Source organism: Legionella septentrionalis, from assembly GCF_003989745.1.
In the GTDB taxonomy this organism is placed as follows: domain Bacteria; phylum Pseudomonadota; class Gammaproteobacteria; order Legionellales; family Legionellaceae; genus Legionella_A; species Legionella_A septentrionalis.
In genome coordinates, this window is sequence record NZ_RZGS01000029.1 from 12621 (window position 1) to 31310 (window position 18690).

Below are 18690 nucleotides of genomic sequence, written 5' to 3' on the forward strand. Positions count from 1 at the left end.
ATATACCCATTGTAGCTGGTTTTGCGATATTTAAGAGCATTTTGTTTATTTGCATTAATGCCGGAAATGGTTCTACTGGTTTTTGCATATTTTTTATTCAATACACACTACGCTACCTACTTTAACCCAGAGGGATAACTCGATAATATCGGCATTATTCATGCGTATGCAGCCTCTGGAGCCTGGTGTACCTAAAGGCGTGATATCAGGAGTGCCATGAATGTAGATGTATCGTTGCAAACTGTCTACGCTTCCTCCTTTATTTCTTCCAGGCTCCAAGCCATCCAGCTGCAAAATTCGGGTCAAGATCCAATCTCGACCCGGATATTGCGCCGCCAGTTCTCGGGTGTATATTTCTCCTGTCCACCGACGCGCAATGAATACACTGTTTACGGCATTGTCCAAGCCGATAATGCTGTGAATTTGGTGCCAGCCGCGTGGCGTACACTCGCTGCCCTCTTGTTCGCCCAAGCCATTTTTACCCGTAGATACCGGATAGGTTTTATGGAGGTCATCACCAGCATAACAACGCATGGCTTGTTCCTTTGCCGAGATAAGGATAAGTTGATTATTAAATAATTTCACCTGATACTAACCGTTTTAATATTAACAAATTCCAAAATTCCCTCCTGCGATAACTCTCGCCCATATCCAGAGCGTTTAATGCCACCGAAAGGAACTCTAGGATCAGAAGCAACATAAGCATTAACAAAACAGCTTCCCGTCTCAATTTCATGAGTGGCCATTCGCTCACCGCGTTTAAGGTCACGAGTAAAGATAGCGGCTCCTAGCCCATAACGGCTTTGATTGGCCAGGCGGATCGCATGTGCCTCATCTTCAGCCTTGGTAATAGCAATGACAGGGCCGAACAATTCATCGTCAAAAGCCGGCATGCCCGGACACACATCCGTTAACACGGTGGGGGGATAATAAAACCCCTGGCAATGAGGTATTTCACCGCCAACGATTACCTTTGCACCTTTTTCTTTGCTCTCCATCACTTGCTGATGCAATGTGTTGCGCAAATCTTCGCGTGCCATGGGACCAAAATTGGTAGAGGGATCCAGTGGATCTCCCATTTGATAGCCTTTAACGCGCTGCAAAATTTTTTCGAGTATAGCATCGAATACTTCGTGTACGACGATAGTTCGTTTTGCTGCAATACAGACTTGGCCACTGTTGTTTAAACGCGAAAGTACAATATTTTCCGCTGCCAAATCCAGATCTGCATCAGCGAGCACCAGATAGGGATCATTGCCGCCAAGTTCCAGGACTACTCTTTTTAAATGTTTCCCAGCATTGGACGCAACGATACCGCCCGCTTGTTCGCTGCCTGTTAACGTAACTGCCACGATTTTTTCGTGAGCAATGACTTTGGCGGCCAAGTCATTGTCTAATATAAAGTGCTGAAACAAATGCTCAGGAAAACCCGCTTGCAAAAATAAATCTGCAATGGCGTTTCCGGCACCGGTAGAAATCGGCGCATGTTTTAAAATAGCCGCATTGCCTGCCATAATGGTTGGCGCTGCAAAGCGAAAAACCTGCCAAAATGGAAAATTCCACGGCATGATGGCAAATACAATACCCAAAGGCTGATGGCTTACTATTGTTTTTTGCATCTCTGTTTTAATAGTACGCGCAGCCAGGTAGGATTCTGCTTGCTCGGCAAAATGCTCGCATACCCAGGCACATTTTTGCATCTCAGCCTTACCTGCGCTTATGGGCTTGCCCATTTCTTTCGCCATTAATTCAGCATAACTGTCTTGCTTTTTCCGCAATAGTTCAGCCAAAGTCAGCATGCGTTGCTTACGCTGTGCAAAATCTGTTTTCCGCCAGGAGAGATAGCAAAGGTGGGCAGCATCAATATAGGCGTTCACTTGATCCGCCGTAAACAAAGGATAGCTTTGCAATGGTTTTTCAGTTGCCGGGTTCATCGTCGTAATTTGCATGGTAACTCCCTTTAGTCGCCTGGTAAAAGTGTAGTTTATTTTGCTGCCGAGCAAACGCTAGATATAAACTCAGCATATTTCATGCTGTTTAAAGCATGCATTCCTTATTTTTATACAACTGATAACTTATAATGAATAACTTGCATTAAACTACAGCAGCCAACCGGTTTTTATAAAAAATCAAAGCATAAATTAATTGCTGCACATTGTTAACCGGCTTTGCAATTGTTGCACATGACTTTTGATTGTTGTTACTATTCCTTGATTTTCCTGATTCTGCCTTGCGGAACTGAAAAAATACCAACCATCCCAGTAGGATAACTGATGAATAATAAGAAAAAAAATTCTTACTTTTGGCATTTCATAGCCTGGTCTGTGCATGTATTTACAGCAAGTGCAGCGTTCATAGGCTTACTCTCTCTCTATAAGATTTTTCAGCATGAATATATTGACGCTTTATGCCTGATGGCTATTACCGTTTTTATTGATGCAGTAGACGGAACTTTCGCCAGGCTTGTAGGTGTTAAGGAAATTTTGCCGCAAATAGACGGAGCACTTTTAGATAATATTGTAGATTATTTAAATTATGTAATTACTCCAGCTTTTTTCTTGTTAGTTAAACCCGGGATGCTCCCCGAAAACTATGCTTATTGGATCGTTCTGGCAGTCACGATTACTTCTTCCTATCAATTCTGTCAGGCTGATGCAAAAACTGCGGATCACTTTTTTAAAGGCTTCCCCTGCTATTGGAATTTTGTTGTGTTTTACATGTTTATTTTTAATACTAATATGTACACCAACACCCTGATCTTACTCATTCTCAGCATTTTAATTTTCGTACCTATAAAATATGTCTATCCTTCGCGTTTGGATTATTTAACCGAATCCAAAACATTAAAAATAATTATGCACACTTGCTCACTGTTATTTGGCATAAGTTCTATTCTTCTATTGTGGCAATATCCCTATAGCCACCCTTTATGGCTGACGATTTCCCTGGGATATGTTGCCATGTATTTAATATTAAGCGGCTACCGCACTTACTCACCGATGATTATGGCAAAAATTGCTGCCCATAAGGATTAACTTTTGGATTCCTTTTAAGATTAAGCAAGTAAAGCTTTTTCCTTTTTCCAATTTTAATTAAAATAGCGCCTTTCCATGATTTGAGGCTTAAAATGGGCAACAACATAAATAAAATATTCGTTTCTTTTTTAATATTGCTTTCATTTAATGATATTGGTTTCGCTGCCACCTTTCCGCATGGATGCGAAGTCACGGGTTTTGGATTTAATACGAATTACCTTGTCTTAAATGAAAAAGGAGATCAAACCTTTTACTTAATTCAAAACCGCTCCAACATGCAAATTGAACTGGAGCGTTATGAAATACGGGATGTGTTCATGAGTCCAAAGCTGCAAAGTAAAATTGATGCACAAAATTGGTCTGCGTTTGCCTCAGATGTCCAAAATTTACACTTTAAATGTTATGCGCACCAGGATGCGAATAATACCTCATTGGTAAACTGCAGCGATGTTCTTGAAGTATGCCAATATCCGCGCGTTAAATTTGCCCTGAGCAATATGGGCAATTACTGGGTTTCAACGAACAAACCACAAAATCAGGTGATTAAAGATGCCGCTGCCAAGGGAATTTTACTCCGCTGGTAACTTGAGTGTGCAAACAATCAAGCCAATTTTTTTTATTTTTTTAGGTATCATTGGTGCACTGATTATCTTGTTAGGTTTTAAACAACCCCCTACCGCCGCACAGATTTATTACGTTGCAGGGGCAAGTTTATTATTAACTACCGCAGTTTACTTTAAATTGACCTATTACATAGCCCTCGAGCTTATTCTTCTTGCCGGGCACGGGGCTATCTTGCTTGGCATTGGGCCAGTTCTGCAAGCTAGTCTGCCCATCATGCTATCGCTGCAATTATTAGTTTATTATTTATTAAGTGGCGAATTGCGTATTTTTAGACTCATTGGCATTACCGGAATCGCTTTGCTATCCATTGGTTTTTCATACGCCGATCCTTGGATTTTTTTCTTTGGCAGCCTAAGCATTGCCGTATTTGCAATGTACAATGTTTATCAAGGTAGACACATCGCGCTTCTATGGGCTATTTTGAATTTGGTATTTACCTTTGGTACTGCCTTTAAGATTATTTTTTAGTTTGTTGTCATTAATCAAATCGGGAGAGTTATGGCCAGGACAGAATCTTCTATGTTACCGTTGGGAACACAAGCACCGCTTTTTTCTTTATTGGATGTCACAAGCGGTCAAAAAATCAACTTAAACGTTGATTCAAAGTATATTGCTACTGTCGTCATGTTCATTTGCAATCATTGTCCTTTTGTTAAACACGTCAACCAACAATTGACGAAATTAGCATTTGATTATATCCCCAAGCAGGTGAAATTTATTGCTATTAATTCCAATGACGTGGAAAGTTATCCGGATGACTCACCGGAAAATATGCAAAGAGTTGCAAAAGAGCAAGGTTATCCCTTCCCTTATCTATTTGATGAAACGCAGGAAGTTGCTAAAGCTTATCATGCTGCTTGCACTCCGGATTTTTTTGTATTCGATGCCGATCTTTCTTTGGTTTATCGTGGCCAGTTGGATGATTCCCGCCCGGGAAATGGCGTTGCGGTCGATGGCCATTCAATACGCAAAGCTTTGGACGCCTTAATTGAGGGTAAATCTGTGTCGGCGGAACAAAAGCCCAGCATTGGCTGTAACATTAAATGGAAATCCTGAGGTTTTATGAATTATCAATTAATTTTCTACGTACCTGAAGCAAACCTGGAAGAAGTAAAACAGGCATTATTTGAGCTTGGTGTAGGAAAATTGGGGAATTACGAGCAAACCTGCTGGCAATCTCTGGGACGCGGACAGTTTCGCCCTCTGGAAGACGCCAACCCTGCAATCGGGAAAAAGCAAGAGCTTAATTTTGTGAACGAATACAAAGTAGAAATACTTTGCAGTGATGAATTAATTCATCTGGCCGTACAGAAATTAATTGAAGTACATCCCTATGAAGAGCCAGCCTATGCGGTCATCCGCTTGGAACCTTTTTAACACAGTTGGGCTGAAGAATTTAAAACGCCTGGACTATTGCCTAGCGCTCCGGAACTTGTGCCCTGACGCAAAAGGCGGTGCTTGATAAGGATATCTCAATTTGTTTGTTTTATGCATGACCAGTTAGAAGATGGCCGTAGCTATCGATTATTCAAAGCTTGTAGGAAAAAACAGAACCTTATGACTGATAAGAAATGACGTTATTTGGGTTGAAAGTGTTTCTCGTAATTCTTCATAACTTTTTCAGCGTCATCCTTTAACAAGCATTCTCTAGCTGCATTTTTAAGGGAGTTGGCATGAGAAGCTATTCTATTTTTATGCTCCTGATTCTTGCTGATTCCATGCAAGACACCTAGCATGTTCATCATGTGGATGGAAGCATTTCTGTCTTTACAAACATAAGGTTGGATGCGACTAAAAATCAATTCACAAAACTCAGAAAATGCAATCGGTTGAGCAATTACGCGCAATTGATTCTCTGTATCATAACGATATGCGGAAGGCAGATTAATGTCTGATAATTTTTGTATACTGGATTGTAACCAGTCCATGCATGTTATGGCGGTAAAAGGGTCGTTAATGCCAGGTGATAAAGCGCGCGCAATAATCTCAACCAACTCGTCCACTAGAAAAAGAGGGTCTTGTTCTGGATTGCGCTTCGTTCCTAACGCAAATACATCAAGGCATTGCTTGTGCATAGCGTCATTAATTAGCTCTTTGGAGTAAATAGTAAGTAGATGTGTATTATTGGTTATAAAATCACCGCAGCGTACCTCAAGCTGAATGATTAAACCCTCCTTTTTCGCAATATTCAGCAAAGACTTACCATCTATTATACGAATATATCCTTGTTGAGTTGCTAATATAGGGGTAATTTTTGGATAAAGATGATTAAAAGAACATTGTTTATTTGAACATTCTATTCCTAAATTACCTGGAAATATACACTCTAACTGTTCATTTAATTCCCCTCCTACTCGAGCTATAACGTTGGACATATTAATACTTTCGGGAATATGATGAAAAAAATAGATGAGTACAATGATGCTGCTTATGCTTAATAAAATTGCTACTAGCAGAGATATTTGCGGAATAAATATTCCGTTAAGCTCAATAATTCCATTTTTATTCGCATTAAATAATGCCAATAAAATAAAAAGACAATACAAGAATGTGGCAATAAATATACCTAAGGTAATTTGATTGATTCTATCGCGCATAAAATTTGTGGTAAGCTGGGACCCACTTGACTGCCTGCGAAGGCAACAGCCACTATGGTCATTGAAAAACTCACACCTGCTACCGAAATCATTGAGTTTGCTATAGTAGATAATATAGCTCGGGCGCCCTCTGGGTTGCTGGCATGAAACCAACCCATGTACTCTAGCCAATGCCAAACAAATAGACGATCAAGTCGTAAGGTGAGCATGGACAGAAGCAAGGAAAATATTGATAAGAGTAAAGGAATATACCAATAACTGGTACGAAGTTCTGAAAAAAAATTGAGTAATTTTGAGTGCATTTATTGTCCCTTAAAAATGTCAGGATACCCAGGATGTTATCTAGCCTACTAGTGTAACGTTTTTTTTAAAACTAAAAACCCTAATATTCCCGAGGCCAATGAGCCAATAACCACTCCAATTTTTACCATAGGCATCAAATTAAGATCATTGTATTGGTATGCTAAAGAACCGATGAACAAACTCATAGTAAAACCAACACCACAAATTAAAGACACGCCATAGACTTGTCGTAAGGTAATATGTTCTGTTTTAAGAAATTTTCTAAACGTCATAAAATAACTTAATGATAAAAATATACCCGTTTGCTTGCCCAAAAATAATCCTAAAGCGACACCGAGAACAATAGGATGGACAAATATCGAGGCATGCAACCCTATAAATGAGACGCCTGCATTCGCAAAAGCAAATACCGGTAGAATTAAAAACACTATCCAGGGATGCAAACCTTCCTCCAGGCGTGTCAGCATTCCGTTTTTGTCCTCATCAGGTATAGTCATGGCTATCACTATACCTGCAAGCGTAGCATGGACTCCTGATTTCAAAACAGAAATCCATAGAACCACACCCACAACCATGAATAAAGAAAGATGTCGACATTTAAAATAGTTTAATCCAATTAAAATTAAGGTAAATAATAAAGCAAAAATGCAAGCAGTAAGGGATAATTGATGGGTATAAAATACAGCAATAATAACAATCGCTGCTATATCATCGAAAATAGCAATGGCAGTAAGTAAAATTTTTAAAGAAAGCGGAGTTCGAGAGCCTAATAAAGACAAAATTCCTAGAGTAAATGCAATATCAGTTGCTGTAGGGATAGCCCAGCCTTTTAGGTAAAGCGGATTATGAGCATTAAAACCGTAAAATATTAATGCAGGAATGAGCAAGCCACTAAGCGCAGCAATTATAGGAGCCAACAAATTCTTTTTATGACTTAACACACCACGGCGCATTTCTCTTTTTATTTCCAGCCCAATTAGCAGAAAATATACAGCCATTAATCCATCATTAATCCATAGAAGCATCGGTTTTTTTATAAGAAATGATCCAATTCCAATACTTCCTTTAATCTCAAATAAATGGCTATAAGCTAGATGGTAAGGAGAGTTAGCTATTATTATTGCGATGAGGGCCGCTGCAAATAATAGAACGCCACCCAGTGTTTCTAATTTATAAAAAGAATCCTTTGCCATGTGGAGTTACTAAATAGTAGAAATTGGTATATAGAGTATGTTAAAAAGTAAGGAAGATACAATTAGATTAAGGTAATATTACCCCTTCATCAATGAAGGATGCTAAAGTTGCAGTTAACTTTTGCGTTACAGTGGAGTTCCGGAGCGCTAGGTCTACTAAAAATTACCCGGTTGCTGCTTAATGCATAACCGGGCATATACATTATTACTTGGCAGCAACAATTTCAATCTTTAAATTGGCAATGACATCGCTGTGCAAATGAACTTCAACAACGTATTCGCCTACTGAATGCAGCGGTCCTTCAGGTAAAACGATTTCACGTTTGCTGGCTTCAATGGATCGCTCTGTTAAGGCGTCTTTAATTTCATTCACACCTACAGAACCATACAACTTACCTTCATCGCTTGCCTGAGCCGAAATTACCACAGTGATATCGTTTAATTTTGCAGCTCGTTGCTCTGCATTGGCAAAAGCTTGTTGGGCTTTTTTCTCCAACTCAGCGCGGCGCTCTTTAAACATTTCAATGTTTTTTTCTGTGGCAAATACCGCCTTATTCTGGGGAATAAGGTAATTTCTACCATATCCGGGCTTTACAGAAACTTTATCGCCCAAATTACCCAGACTTCTAACTTTCTCCAATAAAATTACTTCCATCGCTAACCTCTCATATTCTCTTATCTGCTTGATTTGATATATATAATCTGACATTAAACAAACTATCCAATGATCCGAATAAAACGAACACGGGCACGATCACCAACGGTACCAAAAAAATAGGAACAATTAGCAATAAAGCGCCTATTGGTTTCCTGCCAAACAAAGCAAATCCCAAACTCAACCCTGCAGCCAGAAAATAAACAATCAATGCGGGCAAAACATTCATAGCCAGAGCATTCCCCTGACTGGCCGCCCATAAGAAGGCTGCCAGCAGTAAAAGCCCTATTTTTTCCGCACGAAAACCTAATATTTCCTGTGAAAAACCACCCGGATAAAAAAGTTGAGATTGCACAGAACGTGCCAGGAATAATGATAAAACGGCTGAAAACAAGACCCCCACAGCTTGCACGCCTAATAAGTAATTGGCAAGCAGCAAAGGACTCAAGTCGTTATCATTAATGAAATCCAGAAGCACGCTTTCTGTTTGCATTTCCTTAATTGCTGTGTATATGTAGTGATATTGCGCCAGAATAAAATCTGGTGCACAGATTTGCAAAAGCAGCATCACTAAAAATACTTGTAGAAAAAATGCACCTGCAACAGCGCGCCAGCTCGCCGTTAACCGTAAGACACAAGCCCCCAGGTAACAAGGCAAAAAAGTGAGCAAAGAACTGATTGCAGCATTTTTATAAGACAGCGTAGTTAAAGAAATAAAATAGGCAAGCACGGTAACAATCAGTACAAAACCGCCGTCACGCACTCCGCGCCTTAAGGTAATCAATGCTATTATAGCCACGGATAACCAAGCCGTGTAAGGAAGCAATGCAAGAGCGATTGCAGCTATCAAAGCATGCCAGTAATTCTCTAGCAGAAACTTCCCTTGATTACGTATTAAGCGACTTAGCCGAATCATTTTAGTTTTAATTATTTATGGCTATCGCAGTAAGGCAACAAACCAATATATCTTGCGTGTTTTATTGCTTTAGCTAATTGCCGTTGAAAGCGGGTTTGCACGCCAGTAATGCGACTGGGAACAATTTTACCGGTTTCACTAATGTAGTTCTTCAGCGTGGCAATATCTTTATAATCAATATTGCTTACATCTTCAGAAAAACGACTCATTTTTTTACGACGAAAATAGGCTGACATAAATTATTCTCCCTTAGGCTGCACGTGTTTCTTTTTCTTTTTTCATCATGACAGACTCGGTGGTAACTGCATGTTTTTGCTTGATTACCAAATATCTTAATATGGCATCGTTAAACTTAAATGCAGTTTTGAGTTCGTCTAGTGCAGCTTGATTACACTCGATATTCATTAAAATGTAGTGGGCTTTATGAACATCATTGATGGTGTATGCCAATTGTCTTCGGCCCCAGTCTTCCTTACGATGAATAATGCCTTCCTGCTTCTTGATAATGCCCTCATAGCGCTCAATCATCGCTGGAACTTGCTCGCTCTGATCAGGGTGTACCAGAAACACAATTTCATAATGTCTCATGATTTCTCCTTGTGGATTAAAGTCTTCCGCTTATGGATTAACGGTAAGACAAGGTTAAAAAAACGCTCAATCATAACCTATTTAAGACACAGGAGCAATTTTTTTGGTCAAAATGAGGGGGAGAAAATAGACTAAAAGAGGCGCTCGCTTATTTTATTGAGATGACTATTCAACTGGATGGTTTAAATCCGGAAGGATCATTACTTTTTTCTTTTTCTAAACTGTTTACAAAATCTTTGCTTTGCGTACTAACCCGGGCAAAAAACGTGATGTTGGATTCTTTCTTATATATTTGCTGAGGCTTGACATCAATTCCCTGACTTGCATTTTTTAGTACTTCATCAATCGCGGGCTTTATTTCATCATTTTCAATAGCGGATAGCTTATTTAAAGACTCTGCCAAGGATTCACTATAATTTTGTTCAGCTTTTTTAAGCTCCTGCTGAAAATCCTTTATTTTGTAAAAAGCGCCGACCTCCTCGGACCAAAATTTAGGCAGCCACTTAACCAAAAGGGTCTGCAACCGCAGCAGCCATGTATCATGTTTTTGGATAAATAGGCTAACCTCAGTATCAAGATTTTTAACCTTTGCCAGGCTTGCCGAATTTTGCTCAATTTTTTCTGCCAATTCTTTAAAGGAATTTAAGGCGTTTATCTGTAGTGAATTGGCTTTGATGGATTGCTCCAATGCTTCTGTTGCATCATGTTGGGCTTCTCCAAGCATTGATTGGGCCTGTGCCAATTGTGAATCTATTCCTTGCTGATATTGACAAGCTATGGCTTCTAGCTTTTGATTGACAATCGTCAGAAGCTCTCGCCTACACTGTTTTTCAATTTCAACAGGATCATGCTGCACTAAAACATTTACAATTGTCTGGGCAGCGTCAAAAACGAATTGTTCACATTGATTCATTGTTTTATCAAGGGTGTTAGCAATCCCGGTGAAAATTCCCCAAAATGTCGTAGCGGTTTCCGACGGTGAGATTAAGGGATTATTGGGTGCATGCTGAACTGCTGGCTTAATCTGCATAATTTTATTATGCAATTGCTGATTTCTCTTTAAATCGGCGATTTTCCTATATTCTTCATTATCGTTTAGCAATGAATAAATATTTTTTGGAGAGTTTAACTCTGCTTTAAACTGATTAAGTTTATCTATTTCTTCATTTTTTCCAGAAAACTCTTTAACCCAACTCAGGTATTTTTCATCTGCTGATGACGGATTCTTTAAGGCATTAATAAATTGCTGGATATTGGATTTTTCTTCTTCAAGGCGTTTTATCTCATTAGCCTTATCCAATACTTTAGCTCGATTGTCGTTTTCTTGTTTTAACAGGGTAATGATCTCGCCTGCTTTTGCCGAAATTGTTTTGTCTTGTTGCTTTAATATCGCTGTAGATTGTTCTTTAAGTTCGTCTTGACTGAGAAATTTAACCGACAACAACTTGAGTGGAGGAACTTCTTGCTCTTTGGGCTTCTGCAAAGTTTCCTCTGGGCTTGATAATTCTTGTTTTTCAATGCTGATCTTTGTACCAGCATCTTGTTCACCGCTTTCCTGCGGCATGAACTCTTTAGGCTCCTTATTTGGCGAGTGTTCTTGAGCAGCCAGGATTTTTTGAACCCGATCAAGCAAAGTATCCATTTGCTTAAAATCAATCGCCTTACCTGCAGACCATTTGATTAAGCGCGGCAAAGAATCAATATAAAGTTTTATAAATTTCAATACCGCAAAAAGAGATTTGAACAATTCCAATCTCAGCGCTTTTTTATCATCATTGACATTGGCGTATTTATCCAGCCAATCATTACATTGTTTAATCAGAATGGGAATTAATCTTGGTCCGTCGGTAATTAAATTCTGATAGAGTGGGGTAAAAGTATCTTTTACCTTGTTTAATATCGCCCGTTCTTCGCTACTTTCTGCAAAAGCATTTGCATGTTTATCTAATTCCAGGAAACCATAGGCAACCGCCCCTCGTAAAGGTTCCTTATATTGATTAATTCCCATAAATACGGAAGATTTTTCCGTAAGGCTCACCATGTTTTGAAATGAATGGCTTGTCACATAACCATCAATTAGCTCGACTGTGTTAAATACCGTTTCTTCGCTTGCTGCTTTTGCCTGACGCCAATTGTTAAATCGCTCTTTTAAGTCTTTGTCTGGCATATGGCCTCAATGTCATCTTTCTTTCATTAAATTATAACATTAGAGCAAATTTATTTCTAATAGAACCAAAAAAAGACAATAATTTACTGATATCAGCCCTTTTTAAAACTGAAAAAGCAAGAAAAAAATACAATTACATTTGCATTTGTGTTATCAATAAGTTATAAGATATTAAAAAATAAAGAGGTTTTTTCGTATGCGTATTGTCACAATCCCTTTTGAAGAACCCTTAATAATCTGTATTGACGGCGAAATTGTACAGCTTATTGCTTTTCAAACGCAGGAACATGGCAATATAAAATTTGGAGTAAATGCACCTCGCTCCATCAATGTGCACAGAGAAGAAATTTATCATGCCATAAAGCAACGGGAAATTTCGGTAGAATAGTCCCACCTGCGATTATAGAATACACTTAATAAATAAAACGCGTGCAAATTCTTAAGTAGGTATGTTTTTTAATGCATATAACACGTTCTCGATGCACCTTGTATGCGGCTGCCCTGCTCATGGTTCTATCGCTGCTGGCGATGGGAGTTAATTTCTTTTATTACCGCTACCCCGGCAACAATTATTTCCCTCCTCATACTCCTGTTATTTTTCTAACTTTATTACTCGTCTATAGCGGGCTTTCCTTACAATTCGGGAATTCAACCAGATTAACACGGCTCTTAAAAAAACTTAAAGAAGTCATTTTTTACTTATTGGTTATTTTAATACTCACGTTTGCCAGTAATGCAGTTCAGTATACTCCCTTTCCCCCCATTGATGAGTACATTGTATTTTTAGAAACCTCGATGGGCATAAACCTGGTTGAATGGATGGCATGGACAAGTGCGCATCCTGCTTTTAAAGCCATGCTCAATTTTCTCTATTATAATTTACTGGATCAAATGATTGTTTTTCCGCTCATCATCATTGCTGCGGGGCGGTACCATCTAATTCGCGAATATTATTTTTTTTTGTTAACAAGCGCCATCATAGGCCTTACTTTTTATTATTTCTTCCCTACCACAGCGCCAGCCAGCGTCCTTAAAAGCCCATATTTTAACCAATTCCAACAAGCAACTGGCTTGAAATTTTGGGAAATTCATCACCATATAAAACCATCAACACTGGAAGGTGGCTTAATTGCGCTGCCTTCCTTTCATGTCATTTGGGCTTGGTTTTGCTTGTATATGCTACGTGAGTGGCGCATCTTATTTTATATTTTTGCACCCATTAATTTCTTTTTGTCACTTTCCTGTGTCCTATTGGGCTGGCATTATCCGATCGATTTATTGGGTTCTGTAATTGTTATCTTAATCACTCACTTTCTTCATTATCTTTGCCATAACTTCAGGCGCGAGTCCAAGACGTGACAAGAGTCTACTAAAGCTCAGCCCCATGCATCCGGTTTATGCTGAAATCCTGCTTTGTGCCGAGGGATATTAACTATCTTAACCGGCGTCCCTACAGGCACCTTGCTAAATAAATATTCCATGTCTTCAGCAAGGAGGCGGATGCAACCTGCAGTACTGCGTTTTCCAATGGCATACGGATTGTTGCTGCCGTGGATGAGGTATGAAGGCCAACCTAAGCGTAAAACATGCATCCCTAAGGGATTTGCAGAGCCAGGAGGAAATGTTTCCGGGAGTAAAACACCATTTTTAGCATTTTCTGCGCGTAATTTGGAAGAAGGCCGCCAAGCAGGCGCACGTTCCTTGGCGATGATCTTGGTTAAACCAGTAGGAGTGTTCCATCCTTTACGTCCTATGCCGACTGGATAGGTAAGTACAACATTATCCTGTGCCGGGAAAAAATAAAGCCTGAACTCTGCCAAATTAATTACCAGAGCCGGACGGGAAATTTTAGGCAAAACAAATCGTGAGGGAATCATGATGCGAGTATTTGCCTGTAAGGGGGCGTGGGGAAGTAACCTAGGATTTACCCGCACAATTTCATGATAACCTATGTCATGCTGCAATCCTATTTCCTCAAGGGTTTCTCCAGCTTGCGCACGAACATACTTTATCTCCCCGACTGCGTTTTCATTATCGTGGACTATAAAAGTGAGTGCAAACATTGCTTTACAATGCAGCAGGGAAACCATAAAGCAAAGATTCGTAAACAATTTCTTGAAGTTAAAATTATTCATAGGGGCTTAACAGGAATGATGGGCAATTCTTTGATTGCCCATCCTGATAGAGTATTAATTTAAATTAACGTCTACCTTAAAACGATCCCCGTACTGGGTTTCGAGCTTAGCAAACAACTCATTGAGTTTATCGTGCCCAAACTGTTTTGCATAATGCATGGGCCCACCGCGAAATGGAGCAAAACCTGCACCAAAAATCATACCGCCGTCTAATAAATCAGCATCGGCAACTACACCCTCGCGTAGGCAAGCAGCAGCTTCATTCACCATGCGTAAAATTAATCGATCGGCAATTTCTTGATTACTGCTGGACTGGCTTATTTTCTGCTTAACGGGTTTTCCATTTTTATAACGGTAAAACCCTTCACCGGATTTCCGGCCCAGCTTACCAGCTTGCACCATGTCGCGCAATTTTTGCGGAACGGTTCCTCCAAAATGCGCAGTCAGGTTTTCTGCGACGGCAAGGCACACATCCATACCAACCGTATCAGCCAATTCCACAGGCCCCATAACCATGCCAAATGATTTCGCCGCCTCGTCAATGACTTCCGCACGGTAACCCTCATCCAATAACTGCACGCACTCCATTAAATAAGGCATCAGGACTCTGTTTACTAAAAACCCGGGGCTCGATTTAACCGGTAAAGGCAGGCGCCCAATTTGGCCGACAAATGTGCACGCTTGTTTTTGTACCAATTCTGCAGTGTTCAAGCCACTGACTATTTCTACTAATTCCATTTTTGCAACCGGGTTGAAAAAGTGAATTCCTACCAACCGCTGCGGATTTTCCATCACTGCACTGATTTCATCCAAGGGAATGCTCGAAGTATTCGTAGCAATAATTGCTTCAGGCTTGGCTTGTTTTTCTATTTGCTTAAAAATTTGTTGTTTCACATTCAAATTTTCAAACACCGCTTCAATGATGACATCAGCACGTGATATGCCAAATCCATCCGGATCAGGTATCAGGCGATCCATGGCTGCTTGAATAAGTCTGGGCTTGCGCAGTTTCTTCTTAAATAAAGCATGAGCCCGCGCAATCGCCGGTGCCAGCTGCTCAAATGATCGGTCTTGTAATGTTACGCGCAAACCACGCAAAGCACACCAGGCAGCAATGTCCCCACCCATTACGCCAGCCCCTATGACATGGACATAACGGGCATGAAAATCATTGTTTTTGGCAAAGCCTTTCATGCGTTCACGTAATTGGAACACACGAATCAGGTTCGTAGCAGTGTCATTTTTCGTGATCAATTGCTCTACAGAATCCGCTTCTTTCAGGTATGCCCGATCGTCAAACCCACCTTCCTTCTCCCATAAATCCACTACAGCATAAGGAGCAGGATAATGTTCTTTCCTTACCTTTTTAGCCAATTGACGCCTGAAAACTTTGGCCAGGAGCATGCGAGCCCAAGAATAATTGCTTAAAGATTGCCAAAAACTGGGTTTGTGCTTACGGGGCTTCTTATTAATAAAATGAATGGCTGCACGTTTTAATTGGCGAAGCGGCACCACATCATCCACAAGCCCCAACGCTTTGGCACTGGTAGCCGAAAGCGAAGCGCCGGGTAATATGACTTGCGACAATGCATGAAAGCCGCCAATTAATTTGGGTAGACGCACTGTACCGCCCCAGCCGGGGTGAATACCCAACAATACTTCTGGCAATCCCAACCGCGTATCCCTATCATCCGTTGCAATGCGATAATCGCAAGCCAATGCCAATTCAAGCCCTCCCCCCATGCAAAAACCGTCAATCATAGCAATGGTAGGGAATGGCAGGGCTTCGATACGGGAAAAAACAGCCTGACCCTTTCGCAAAAAATCCACTGCACGGCCCGGATCACTGAATTTTGAAAATTCATTCACATCGGCGCCGGCAATAAAGCCCTTTTTCTTTGCTGAATAGATGATCAAGCCTTTAGTAATATTTGTTTGAGCGAGTTCTTGCAGCAAACCATTGAGTTCGTCCAATACTTCATCATTTAAACTATTTACCGTCGTATCTTTTCGATCCAGTCCCAACCAGACAATGTGATCATCATCATGAGATACTTCCCAATGTTTATAATTATTCATGTCCTATCACCTCAGTCACCCGCTCCAGATACATAGCTCCGCCCTGCCCCCCGCCAATGCAAATGGCAGCCATGCCACGTTTCCCATTATGCTGCTCTAAATTTTTTAACACATGCAAAACAATGCGCGCGCCACTGGCTCCAATTGGATGGCCGGCAGCGATTGCTCCACCGTCTTTATTTAAACGATCTAGGGAAGGCGAGCCCATGACGTCTTTTAATCCCAGCTGCGTGCGGCAATATTCCTCATCATCCCAAGCGGCCAGACAAGCCAATACCTGTGCGGCAAACGCTTCATTGATTTCCCAACAGTCAAAATCATTCGGCTGTAAATTATGCCGCTGCATGATGGGAGTGGCTGCATGCACAGGACCAAGCCCCATTTGTGCAGGATCCAAGGCAGCCCATTGGGAATCGACTATGCGTCCCAACACCGGCAAATTGAACTTTTTAACCGCTTCAGCGCTTGCAAGCAGTAATAAACATGCGCCATCGGTAACCTGCGAACTATTCCCAGCAGTCACCATCCCGTACTTATCAAAAAATGGTTTTAATGTAGCCAGCTTCTCGACACTGGAATCGGCACGTATGCCATTGTCTTGCAAATATAATTTACCAGCAGGATCAATCATGGGAGTAACTTCAGTCATACGGCCTTCTGCATAAGCATGCGACAAACGCATATGGCTTTCATAGGCAAACTGATCCATTTGTTCGCGAGTGATATTGAAGCGATAAGCTAGTTTTTCTGCAGTTTGTCCCATATTAAGACCAACAATGGGATCCGTTAGCCCACGCAACAGGGCGATAACAGGAGCCAGGTAGGAAGGGCGAAATCGGGTAATCAAACCCAAGCGCTGCTGCACATTTTTAGCTGAATACCATTGTGCAAGCCATGCAGCCATTTTTTGATTAAACAGTAAGGGAGCGTGGCTCATGGCATCTGTCCCGCCTGCCAATATTAAATCACTACGCCCGCTTGCAATTTGCAGGGCGGCATTATCCAGCGCTTGCATTCCAGACGCACAATTCCTCATTACTGTAAATGCCGGGACTCTCTCACCGCAGCCTAATCTTAAGGAAGCAACCCGGGCAATATTCGCTTCATCTGGCCCAGGCATAGCCGAACCAATGATGACTTCATCTAAATCGGTTGGCAAGAAAGGCTGTCGATTTAATAAAGGTACGCCGGCCGCTACTGCTAAATCTGATCCGCTAAAAGGGCCAACACCCTTTGCCTTCAAGAAAGGCGTGCGATTGCCGTCAACGACATAAACCTCTCTTCCATTCAAATTTGACTTCTGCTTCATTACTCCTCCTGATACGTCCCTACTGCAAAACTGCCATTTTCGTGCCAACTAAAGATAGCAGCAATCGCATGGTTTTGGAAACTAAAAAACGGTTAGTAATATTCATAAAATTCATCTAAATTTCAATTCGGTGTTGACGGCAAGTTAATACCTGCTATACTTCGTCACCATTGAACGGAGAGATGGCCGAGTGGTCGAAGGCGCTCCCCTGCTAAGGGAGTATGGGACAAAATCCCATCGAGGGTTCGAATCCCTCTCTCTCCGCCAAGAAAAACGCGCCCGTAGCTCAGTTGGATAGAGTATCTGGCTACGAACCAGGGGGTCGGAGGTTCGAATCCTTCCGGGCGCGCCACTTTTAAGTCAAGCATGACAATCACTTCATAGCATAGGCCAGTACACTGATGTGCATGGCCCAGAAGTGCTCTAGTCCAAAAAATATCATCAATGCCAATTCTTGGGTCTTCCCCAAATCCGGGGGCACTTCACTTATCCGCACAGCACTCTAACTCTCAACCTATAATTTTCAAAATTTCTAAATCCGTAAGCTCTTCTCTGAATCAATTTCATCTTCCGATGAAACCCTTCAGTTATTCCATTGTTCTTCGTAAAGCGAAGCATTCTAACGACTTCTTCTCTCCATTTAAATAATGTATTACCTAATGTTTTAAGTGATTGAAAGGGGCTCTGCCTTAGTTCTTTCACCATTTCCAAGAATTGTGGTAGCAAACGCTTGCACTCTTTAGCCGTACAATGCTTCTTGGTTAATAGTTGATGCAGTTGTTGTTTAAAATCATAAATGGCAGCAATGGCGGGCTGCTGTTCCAAATAGCGATTACGTTTGTTTAAGCGCAATGGTGATAGATTTTCGGGCTTGGTTTTCAAGGCCATGAGGGTACCTCTTTGATACTTCATGGCAGGGTCAATCTGATGAAAGGTTTGCATACTAAGTTGGTTAATTAACCGTATAACATGAAATCTATCAGCCACAATTTTGGCATGAGGGAAAAAGCGTTTGACTAAAGCACGATAGCTACTGCTTAAATCAATACAAACCACGCGGACACGCTCCTTACCCTCCAATGCTTTAAA

19 protein-coding genes, 2 tRNA genes and 1 pseudogene are annotated in these 18690 nt (G+C 40.9%); 9 read left to right on the plus strand and 13 right to left on the minus strand.

Going from position 1 to position 18690, the window contains the following annotated elements; all coding sequences use genetic code 11:
- Positions 1-93: 93 nt before the first annotated feature.
- Both ELY11_RS09320 and ELY11_RS09325 read right to left on the minus strand, forming a co-directional pair.
- The gene (locus ELY11_RS09320; RefSeq protein ID WP_267900238.1) at positions 94-585 is read right to left on the minus strand and encodes a L,D-transpeptidase; all 492 of its coding nucleotides are present in this window, start codon (positions 583-585) and stop codon (positions 94-96) included.
- The gene (locus ELY11_RS09325) at positions 582-1949 is read right to left on the minus strand and encodes an NAD-dependent succinate-semialdehyde dehydrogenase (RefSeq protein ID WP_127033233.1); all 1368 of its coding nucleotides are present in this window, start codon (positions 1947-1949) and stop codon (positions 582-584) included. The genes ELY11_RS09320 and ELY11_RS09325 overlap by 4 nt, the downstream gene beginning before the upstream one ends.
- Before the next feature lie 324 nt (positions 1950-2273).
- Between ELY11_RS09325 and pcsA the strand changes: the two genes are divergently transcribed.
- The 5 genes from pcsA to ELY11_RS09350 all read left to right on the plus strand — a co-directional run bounded on the left by pcsA (position 2274) and on the right by ELY11_RS09350 (position 5036).
- Positions 2274-3035 carry a phosphatidylcholine synthase gene (gene pcsA / locus ELY11_RS09330; protein ID WP_126954868.1) on the plus strand — a complete coding sequence of 254 codons (762 nt, stop codon included), beginning with the start codon at positions 2274-2276 and terminating at the stop codon, positions 3033-3035.
- Positions 3036-3127: 92 nt separating this feature from the next.
- Positions 3128-3619: an enhanced entry protein EnhB gene (locus ELY11_RS09335; RefSeq protein ID WP_126954869.1), complete on the plus strand. Its 492-nt coding sequence runs from the start codon at positions 3128-3130 to the stop codon at positions 3617-3619.
- Complete coding sequence (locus ELY11_RS09340; protein WP_233579790.1) at positions 3585-4127, plus strand: hypothetical protein; 543 nt, start codon at positions 3585-3587, stop codon at positions 4125-4127. The genes ELY11_RS09335 and ELY11_RS09340 overlap by 35 nt, the downstream gene beginning before the upstream one ends.
- 30 nt (positions 4128-4157) lie before the next feature.
- Entirely contained in the window at positions 4158-4715 is a 558-nt protein-coding gene (locus ELY11_RS09345) for a thioredoxin family protein (RefSeq protein ID WP_126954870.1), read from the plus strand.
- A 6-nt stretch (positions 4716-4721) separates the two neighbouring features.
- A complete protein-coding gene (locus tag ELY11_RS09350; protein WP_126954871.1) occupies positions 4722-5036 on the plus strand; it encodes a P-II family nitrogen regulator in 315 nt (104 codons plus the stop codon).
- A 200-nt stretch (positions 5037-5236) separates the two neighbouring features.
- On the opposite strand, the pseudogene ELY11_RS09355 reads toward ELY11_RS09350, so the two are convergent.
- The 7 genes and pseudogenes from ELY11_RS09355 to ELY11_RS09390 all read right to left on the minus strand — a co-directional run bounded on the left by ELY11_RS09355 (position 5237) and on the right by ELY11_RS09390 (position 12078).
- Positions 5237-6558, minus strand: a pseudogene (locus ELY11_RS09355) (DUF2254 domain-containing protein).
- Between the two features lie 48 nt (positions 6559-6606).
- Positions 6607-7752, minus strand: a complete 1146-nt coding sequence (gene nhaA, locus ELY11_RS09365; RefSeq protein ID WP_126954873.1) for a Na+/H+ antiporter NhaA — start codon at positions 7750-7752, stop codon at positions 6607-6609.
- Between the two features lie 205 nt (positions 7753-7957).
- A complete protein-coding gene (rplI, locus tag ELY11_RS09370; RefSeq protein ID WP_126954874.1) occupies positions 7958-8407 on the minus strand; it encodes a 50S ribosomal protein L9 in 450 nt (149 codons plus the stop codon).
- A gap of 10 nt (positions 8408-8417) precedes the next feature.
- Positions 8418-9206 carry a hypothetical protein gene (locus tag ELY11_RS09375; RefSeq protein ID WP_126954875.1) on the minus strand — a complete coding sequence of 263 codons (789 nt, stop codon included), beginning with the start codon at positions 9204-9206 and terminating at the stop codon, positions 8418-8420.
- A gap of 128 nt (positions 9207-9334) precedes the next feature.
- Positions 9335-9559 carry a 30S ribosomal protein S18 gene (gene rpsR / locus ELY11_RS09380; RefSeq protein WP_126954876.1) on the minus strand — a complete coding sequence of 75 codons (225 nt, stop codon included), beginning with the start codon at positions 9557-9559 and terminating at the stop codon, positions 9335-9337.
- A gap of 13 nt (positions 9560-9572) precedes the next feature.
- A complete protein-coding gene (gene rpsF / locus ELY11_RS09385) occupies positions 9573-9911 on the minus strand; it encodes a 30S ribosomal protein S6 (protein ID WP_126954877.1) in 339 nt (112 codons plus the stop codon).
- A 169-nt stretch (positions 9912-10080) separates the two neighbouring features.
- The gene (locus ELY11_RS09390) at positions 10081-12078 is read right to left on the minus strand and encodes a hypothetical protein (protein ID WP_127033239.1); all 1998 of its coding nucleotides are present in this window, start codon (positions 12076-12078) and stop codon (positions 10081-10083) included.
- Positions 12079-12274: 196 nt separating this feature from the next.
- Between ELY11_RS09390 and ELY11_RS09395 the strand changes: the two genes are divergently transcribed.
- Together ELY11_RS09395 and ELY11_RS09400 are read left to right on the plus strand one after the other, a co-directional pair.
- Positions 12275-12466: a carbon storage regulator gene (locus ELY11_RS09395; protein ID WP_126954879.1), complete on the plus strand. Its 192-nt coding sequence runs from the start codon at positions 12275-12277 to the stop codon at positions 12464-12466.
- A gap of 71 nt (positions 12467-12537) precedes the next feature.
- Entirely contained in the window at positions 12538-13437 is a 900-nt protein-coding gene (locus ELY11_RS09400) for a phosphatase PAP2 family protein (protein WP_127033241.1), read from the plus strand.
- A gap of 17 nt (positions 13438-13454) precedes the next feature.
- Here ELY11_RS09400 and ELY11_RS09405 read toward each other — a convergent pair whose 3' ends face one another.
- From ELY11_RS09405 to ELY11_RS09415, 3 genes are read right to left on the minus strand one after another with little or no spacing between them, the layout of a single operon-like run.
- Positions 13455-14213, minus strand: a complete 759-nt coding sequence (locus tag ELY11_RS09405) for a L,D-transpeptidase family protein (RefSeq protein ID WP_127033243.1) — start codon at positions 14211-14213, stop codon at positions 13455-13457.
- A gap of 54 nt (positions 14214-14267) precedes the next feature.
- Positions 14268-16292, minus strand: coding sequence for a 3-hydroxyacyl-CoA dehydrogenase NAD-binding domain-containing protein (locus ELY11_RS09410; protein ID WP_127033245.1), 2025 nt, complete (start codon positions 16290-16292; stop codon positions 14268-14270).
- On the minus strand, positions 16285-17601 hold the full coding sequence (locus ELY11_RS09415; protein ID WP_127033247.1) for an acetyl-CoA C-acetyltransferase: 1317 nt from the start codon (positions 17599-17601) through the stop codon (positions 16285-16287). The genes ELY11_RS09410 and ELY11_RS09415 overlap by 8 nt, the downstream gene beginning before the upstream one ends.
- Before the next feature lie 176 nt (positions 17602-17777).
- Between ELY11_RS09415 and ELY11_RS09420 the strand changes: the two genes are divergently transcribed.
- Positions 17778-17868 (plus strand) — tRNA-Ser (locus tag ELY11_RS09420).
- An 8-nt stretch (positions 17869-17876) separates the two neighbouring features.
- A tRNA-Arg gene (locus ELY11_RS09425) sits at positions 17877-17953 on the plus strand.
- A 134-nt stretch (positions 17954-18087) separates the two neighbouring features.
- Here the strand turns inward: ELY11_RS09425 and ELY11_RS09430 are convergent.
- Positions 18088-18690: transposase (locus ELY11_RS09430; RefSeq protein WP_148110527.1), on the minus strand; the 603-nt coding region annotated here is incomplete at its 5' end.